General features: G+C 69.7%; 6 protein-coding genes and 2 pseudogenes. 2 read left to right on the plus strand and 6 right to left on the minus strand.

The genetic code is table 11. The features are described from left to right. Position 1 precedes the first annotated feature (1 nt). The 5 genes and pseudogenes from AOK01_RS40970 to AOK01_RS11230 all read right to left on the minus strand — a co-directional run bounded on the left by AOK01_RS40970 (position 2) and on the right by AOK01_RS11230 (position 4,297). Positions 2-742: a transposase gene (locus tag AOK01_RS40970; RefSeq protein WP_245702204.1), complete on the minus strand. Its 741-nt coding sequence runs from the start codon at positions 740-742 to the stop codon at positions 2-4. Between the two features lie 118 nt (positions 743-860). Next, complete coding sequence (locus AOK01_RS11220; RefSeq protein ID WP_055510817.1) at positions 861-2,312, minus strand: HAMP domain-containing sensor histidine kinase; 1,452 nt, start codon at positions 2,310-2,312, stop codon at positions 861-863. Continuing rightward, positions 2,309-3,001: a response regulator transcription factor gene (locus AOK01_RS11225; RefSeq protein WP_055510818.1), complete on the minus strand. Its 693-nt coding sequence runs from the start codon at positions 2,999-3,001 to the stop codon at positions 2,309-2,311. Before AOK01_RS11225 ends, AOK01_RS11220 begins: the two co-directional genes overlap by 4 nt. Before the next feature lie 131 nt (positions 3,002-3,132). Next, a pseudogene (locus tag AOK01_RS44905) lies at positions 3,133-3,461 on the minus strand (IS630 family transposase); the annotation flags it as partial. Between the two features lie 104 nt (positions 3,462-3,565). Next, positions 3,566-4,297: a hypothetical protein gene (locus AOK01_RS11230; protein ID WP_055510819.1), complete on the minus strand. Its 732-nt coding sequence runs from the start codon at positions 4,295-4,297 to the stop codon at positions 3,566-3,568. A gap of 306 nt (positions 4,298-4,603) precedes the next feature. On the opposite strand from AOK01_RS11230, the pseudogene AOK01_RS46510 reads away from it, so the two are divergent. Both AOK01_RS46510 and AOK01_RS44060 read left to right on the plus strand, forming a co-directional pair. Continuing rightward, a pseudogene (locus AOK01_RS46510) lies at positions 4,604-5,552 on the plus strand (ISL3 family transposase); the annotation flags it as partial. A 9-nt stretch (positions 5,553-5,561) separates the two neighbouring features. After that, a complete protein-coding gene (locus AOK01_RS44060) occupies positions 5,562-5,927 on the plus strand; it encodes a hypothetical protein (protein ID WP_055510821.1) in 366 nt (121 codons plus the stop codon). 13 nt (positions 5,928-5,940) lie between these two features. Here the strand turns inward: AOK01_RS44060 and AOK01_RS11245 are convergent, their stop codons facing one another. Beyond that, a complete protein-coding gene (locus AOK01_RS11245; RefSeq protein WP_055510822.1) occupies positions 5,941-6,564 on the minus strand; it encodes a TetR/AcrR family transcriptional regulator in 624 nt (207 codons plus the stop codon). Positions 6,565-6,693 lie beyond the last annotated feature (129 nt).

Here is a 6,693-nt window from a genome sequence, read left to right on the forward strand (position 1 = left end):
TTCACGTCGGTGATACGGCCTTCGTCGGCCCCCGAGTTGTAGAGGGTGGTGATCCCCGGGTGACCGTGTGCTGGTCTTCACGCAGAGCTGCGGCGGCACCAGTCAGTGAAGCCAGTCCGCCGGCCGTGAGCGTGTCAGACGTTGCGCGGTGTGCGGGCCGTGCCGGTGACTCGTCCAAGGACAGGTCACACCGTAGTGGTGCGACGGCCGTCTTCACGCGCTGACAGTGACCCAAGCAGCCCTTGGTGAGGAGTTCCCGGTGCGGGTTCCTGGCGCTGTGCTCGCCCTCGCGTCCCCAGCGTTGCTGCAGGTAGTCGAAGTACGGGTCGAGGGTGGAGGGGCGGCGCGGAGGTCGGCGGACCGCCTCGTGCCAGGTTCGGGCGCGTGCGTACTTGCGCACTGTGCGGCGGTCGAGGCCGAGCGCGCGGGCTGCTGAACTGTAGGAGCGGCCGGTATCGGTCAGCGCGTGCACCGCCTCGAAGAGCCGGCGAGCATGACGGGCGGCCGGAGTGTCAGCCGGTTCGGGTTCCGTCGCCGCGGCGTTCGCAAACTCGGACTCGGTCGCTCCGAAGGCAGGGAGAACTTCCGGCAGACAGCCGCGGTGGGTGGCGGCGTTTTCCTCAACGCGCCGGGACAGGCCCTGCCACACATGAAAACGGTCGCTGACCTGGACGGCTTCTGGGGCGCCATCGGCAACGCCCTGCCGATAGGCAAGCGAGCCGTCGCGGCAGACGATCTCCACACCCGGATGTCCGCGCAGCCATCGGCTGAGCTGTTCGGCGTCCCTGTTCACGTGTGTATACGGTGCCACATGCCCGAGAACCGCCGACCCTTGTCCTGCGCCGCGCCATCGGCGCGGGTCAGCGCACCGCGGTGTCCTCCCCGGTGGTGAGCCGCGCGATCGGGGCGGGCGGGGCCGCGGCCGGAAGGTCGACCCGAAGCAGCGCGCCACCGCGTGCGGAGCGGGCGACGGTGGCCCGGCCGCCGTGGGCGTCGACGACCCGCTGCACGATCGACAGCCCCAGACCGGATCCCGGCAACGCCCGGGCGCTGTCGGCACGGTAGAACCGGTCGAACACCCGCGGTGCGTCGGCGGCGTCGATGCCGGGCCCGGCGTCGTCGACCTCCAGCACCGCCGACGCGCCCTCGGCACGGAGCCGGACCTGGACCGGCTGGTCCGCGGGGGACCACTTGCCGGCGTTGTCGATGAGGTTGAGCACCGCCCGCTGGAGCGCAGCGGGACGCCCGCTCACCCACACGGAGGTCACGTCGAGCGCGACCTCGATGTCGGGCACGCGGGAACGCGCCCGGGCTGCGGCCGCCACCACCACGTCGGTGAGGTCGAGCAGCTCGGTGTTCTCGTCGCTGACGTCACCGCGCGCCAGGTCGGTCAGCTCGGCGGCTAGGGTGCTCAACTCGGCCGCCTGGGCGCCGAGATCGTTGAGCAGCCGGGTCCGGCTCTCCGCCGGCAGTGCGCTGTCCAGGGTGCCGCGCCGATCGAGCCGGATCAGCAGCTCGACGTTGAGGCGCAGGCTGGTGAGCGGGGTTTTGAGCTCGTGAGCGGCGTCCTCGGCAAGCAGCCGCTGGGCCCGCCGGGAGTCCCGGAGCGCGGCAAGCATGTCGTTGATCGACTGGATCAGCCGCCGGATCTCCCCACCGCCCTCATCCGGGATGTCGGCGTCGAGATCCCGGGTGTGCGCGACACGTACCGCGGCGGCGGTCAGCCGGTCGATCGGTGCCAGCCCGGTCCGCGCCACGGTCCGCCCGACAAGGGCGCCGCCGACCACGCAGAACAGCCCGATCAGCAGCATGCCCAACCCGAACCGGTTGACCGGGCTGTCGTCGGCCATCCAGACCACCTGGACCGCACCGTCGCCCGCCCGCAGCGTGTAGATGAGGTAGCCCTCCTCGTCGCTGTCGTTCGACTCCATCAGGTCGGCCGACGCACCCTGCGCCACGCGCCCGGCGTGCTCGCTGACGGGGGGCAGCGCGGGTTGGCCGGCCGGCGTCCGGGTCGAGCCGTCGGGCAGGATGACCCGCACCAGCCGACCGGATCCGGGATACGGCGGTAGCTGGACCTGCGCCAGACCGGCGCGCTCCGCGTTCGTCGCCAGGACGCGGGAGTCGGCGCGCAGCTGATTCTTGGCGGTGTCCTGCAGCTCCCAGTCCAGTAGCTCGCTGGCCACCTGGAAGGCCACGAACACGCTGACCGCGATGGCCGTCGCGGCGATCACCGTCAGCCTGGCCCGCAGGGACCGCCGGCGCCACCATCGGGTCAGCCGGCGCGGTTCACGGCCGGCGCGCCTGCTCACGGAGGAGTCTCCCGCAACGTGTATCCCAGGCCGCGCAGCGTGTAGATCAATCGCGGCTCACCCTCGGCTTCCATCTTGCGGCGCAGGTAACTCACGTATACCTGAAGGTTGTTGGCGGTGGCGCTCATGTCGAAGCCCCAGATCGCCTCGAACAGCGCGTCGCGGGTCAAGACCCGGGTCGCGTTGCGCACGAGGACCTGGAGGAGGGAGAACTCGGTCCGGGTCAGGCGCAGCGGCCGCCCGCCACGCCACGCCTCGAACCTGTCGGGATCGATCCGGACGTCGGCGAACGACAGGATCTGCGACTCCCCGTCGGTCGGCGTGCGCCTGCGCAGCAGGGCCCGCACCCGGGCCAGCAACTCCTCGGTGGCGAACGGCTTGGGCAGGTAGTCGTCGGCGCCCGCGTCCAGCCCCGCGACCCGGTCGGAGACCTGGTCACGGGCGGTCAGCATCAGCACCGGCAGATCCTGGCCCGCGGCCCGCAACCGCCGGCAGGTCTCCAACCCGCCGAGGCGGGGCATCATCACGTCGAGGATCAGCAGATCCAGCGTGTCACCGCCGGCCCCACCGACCCCGTCGAGCACGGCGAGACCGTTGGCGACGATGCTGGTGTCGTAACCCTCGACCTGGAGCACCCGCTCCAGCGACTCACGGATGGCCACTTCATCATCCGCGATCATGATCCGCACGCCGGCCCGCCCCCTTCCAGTCGATGCCTTTGCCGCTCATCGTCCCCGATCAACCTTAGGCCAGGCTTAGCGCGTCGCTGGGAACCGCGCTCTTGGCTTGTTGTTGACCCATGGTGGTCGGTGGTGACCCCTGGTCGGCCTTGTTCGGCCCAGCCCGAGCCCGTGATGGGCCGGATCCCGAGCGGGCCGAACTCGTCGAAAGCGAACACCCGGTCCGGAAAGCGGTGAAGGACTCCTCGATGCGGTCGAGCTCGGTGTCGCGCTCGGGATCCGGGGACTCCTTCCACGTCTTGGTGTGCTCTTGGTGTGCTGGAAGGTGATGCCGCGGCGGGCGAGCAGGCACCGTAACGCCTCGCGGCCGATGCGACCAGCGGGTGAACGGCCGGCCCAGCTCGACCGGTCGTGTGGTGGCCGTCGCGATGACGAGATCCTCCTCGTCATCGCTGAGTTGGCAGGGACGGGGAGCACGCCCCGATCAACTGCGGTTGAGCTGAACGTCGCGCCGCCGAAGTGAGGGTACTGGCCGTGAATTCCGGACAGCGTGCGCGGGAGCCGAGGGCGGGTCTACGCCTGGATGACCGATTCGGCGATCCCCTCCGTGATCGTCACCGTCACCTTCAGGTTGCCGGCCTTCGCCGCCTCGTCCAGCTCCTCGGCGGTGCAGCTCTCCGCCTCCTGGGCCTCGGGATCACCGCAGATGTCGCCGCCCGTGATCTTCGTGCTCAGACCGACCCAGAAGACACGGCTGTCGCCGACCATCAGTTTGCCCGGCGCCAGATAGGTCAGCGTGCCGGTGACCGTACCGTCCCCGACGGCCGGCGCCTTGGTGGCCTCGCCGCCGCCGGCTTCCGGGGCGAAGACCTTGGTCGCTATACCCTTCTTCATCTCCACCTCGGCCTCGCGGTTGCCCTCCTTGGCCGCTGCCTCCAGTTGCTCGACGGTGCACTTCTCCGCCCCCGGCGTCTCGGGGTCGCCGCAGAACCCGGCACCCGTGATCTCCGTGTCCTCGGCCACGAAGAACGCCTGCTCGCCCACCATCAGCTTGCCCGGCGCCAGATAGGTCAGCGCGCCGGCGAACGCGCCGTTCCCGCCTTTGCCCTCACCGGCCTCCCCGGGAGTGGCGGAACCGGTAGCGGAAGCAGAGGCAGAAGCGGAGGAGGAGACGGACGGGTCGGAAGAGGCGGCGCCCGTAGCGGAGTCCTCGGGACCGCACGCGGTGAGGAACAGCCCCGCGGCCGCCAGGAAACCGACGGCGGCGAGCGTACGGGAGCGGGTGCTGGAGCGGCGGAGAGACATGTCGGGTGCCCTTTCGGCGTCGTGGCGTCGTTTCCTCGTCGAGCTCGACCAGTTCTTGATCTCAACCCGTCAAACGCCGTACGCGGGACGCCGGTTCGTCGCCGGTCACTCCTGTTGCAGAGCAAGGATCAACCGCCGGTATCTGTTACACGGCGTCTCTCCCTCTGGACCGCTTCCACCCGATACATGCCGCCCGTCTGCACTGCCGCAACCAGCACCCCGATGGGCCAGATGCTGCGTGTCACACGCACCAACCTGTCCAACCAGTTCCAAGTCGGCCAGGCGAATTCTCGACACGCACCGCATCCCGACCGGGAGGCAGACACGCTCGCGGCCTGGCTCGCCGAGCGTCCCGGCATCGAGATCGTCTGTCGTGACCGGGCCCTCTGCTTCGCCGAAGGAGCCACCCGCGGCGCCCCGCAGGCCCTCCAGGTCGCTGACCGATGGCACCTCCGGCACAACCTGGGAGAAGCCGCCGAGAAGTGCGCCTATCGGCACCGTGGCTGCTTGCGCCCCATGCCGGCACGGCCGGAGAGATCTCAGGAGGAGCCGGAGCCGGCCGCATTGTCGCCCTGGCCGACAGGGCACCTGTTCGCCGAACGCACACGCGCCAAGCACGTCACCATCCATGCTCTCCTCGCCGCCGGGCACAGCAAGCGATCCGTCGCCCGACAACTCGGCATGATCCTCAACACCATCTTGCGCTTCTCCCGCGCCACGACACCGGCAGGAGGGCTGCACCAACGCCTGGAAGCTGTGGAAGGAGATCAAGGAACAGGGCTGTCCACGCGGATATGCCAGCGTCCGGGATCACGTCAGCAGGACTCTTCGGGGGAAGCCCCAGCCGGTCGGCCCTCGGCCGCCATCGGCTCGCGCCGTCACCCGCTGGATCCTCACCCATCCCGATGCACTATCCGAAAACGACCGGCTCCAGCTCAAAGCCGCCTTGGCCAACTGCCCCGAACTGACAGCACTCACCGGGCACGTGCGCTCCTTCGCCCACCTGCTCACCCAGCTGCAAGGCGAGCGACTCCCCGAATGGATCGAAGTGGCCAGCTCGACCACCGAACTGCCCAGCCTCCGCCACTTCGCTCAGCACCTCATGCGCGACCTCGACCCCGTAACCGCCGGTCTCACCCTCCCCTGGAGCTCCGGCGTCGTGGAGGGCCATGTCAACCGGATCAAGATGCTGAAGCGCCAGATGTTCGGCCGCGCAGGATTCGAACTCCCCCGCAAACGGGTCCTGCCGGCTTGAGCTCGCTGAATGCAGTCCGGGTTACATCAGGAGCCGGAAACCGGACTGTTCGGCCCCGCCAACCTCGGCTCGCGCTGCGCCTTCCAGCTGGCCGAACTCATCGTGGCCAACGGGCCGTTCGATGCGGGGTTCGCCGAGCGGGCGGCCGACCGGTTGTGGCGGATCGCGGAGCCGGTCGTCGCCTGGTCCAACGCCAATGTCGCACCGCCGCCCGAGCACGTGGGCGAGATCTTCGCCACCGCCACCGCCACCGCCGACCCGCGGGTCGCCGACGCCTTCGTCGCCAACTTCAACCACCCGACGGCGATGTGGGGGGCCATCAAGTCCCCGCAGGCCGCACAGTCCTGGCTGAAGGGCGTCACGGCGGTCGGCTGACCGCCGTACCCGATCATGCCTCGCTGTCGACGAGGGGACCGTTCGGGGCGTTCCAGACGAACATCGCCATGTCCACCAGGTCGTGCAGCTGCGTGCGATCGGCCCCGTCGCGCGCCTGGAGCGACAGGCCGTTGAGGAAGGTGGTGTAGAAGGCGGCGATCCGGTCCGTGTCCGTGTCCGCGTCCAGATCCCCGGCGTCCGCCGCGGCGTCGAGGCGCGCCTTGATGGTGGTCTTGGTGCGGGCACGGCAGCGCAGCGCGAAGTCCCGGACGGACGCGTGGTCCTCGGTGCAGTTGGTGGCGGCGAGCACGATCATGCAGCCTCGCGGCTTGCCCTCGGTGGTGAACCGGTCGACGCTCTCGTGCAGCAGCGCCGCGACGGCCTTGCGCGCGGTGGGTGCCTCGTCCATGGCCCGGCGCGAGGCGTCCGCCTCGGTGCGCTCGTAGAGTCCGACGGCCTCCCGGAACAGGTGTTCCTTGTTCTTGAACGCGGCATAGAGGCTGGGCGGGTTGATGCCCATGGCGGCGCTCAGGTCGGTGGTCGAGGTGGTCGCGTAACCGCGCTCCCAGAAGACCAGCATGGCCGTGTGCAAAGCCGCGTCGCGATCGAAGGCGCGCGGGCGTCCGGTGCGGGCCACATGCCCTCCTTGACGGCGGATCAGCCGGTCGATAGTTTCTTATGTAGAGGTTAGTACAGAAGTGGTGCTGTCCGCTGCCCCCCGGGGCGACAGGCGGGCGGCCACTTCGTCCTGCCCTCGACTCTACGG

Source organism: Streptomyces aurantiacus, assembly GCF_001418335.1.
GTDB lineage: Bacteria > Actinomycetota > Actinomycetes > Streptomycetales > Streptomycetaceae > Streptomyces > Streptomyces aurantiacus.

Coding starts and splice junctions, on each gene's coding strand:
- AOK01_RS11230 (WP_055510819.1), bottom strand. CDS start 4,297: ATGTCTCTCCGCCGCTCCAGCACCCGCTCCCGTACGCTCGCCGCCGTC.
- AOK01_RS44060 (WP_055510821.1), top strand. CDS start 5,562: ATGCAGTCCGGGTTACATCAGGAGCCGGAAACCGGACTGTTCGGCCCC.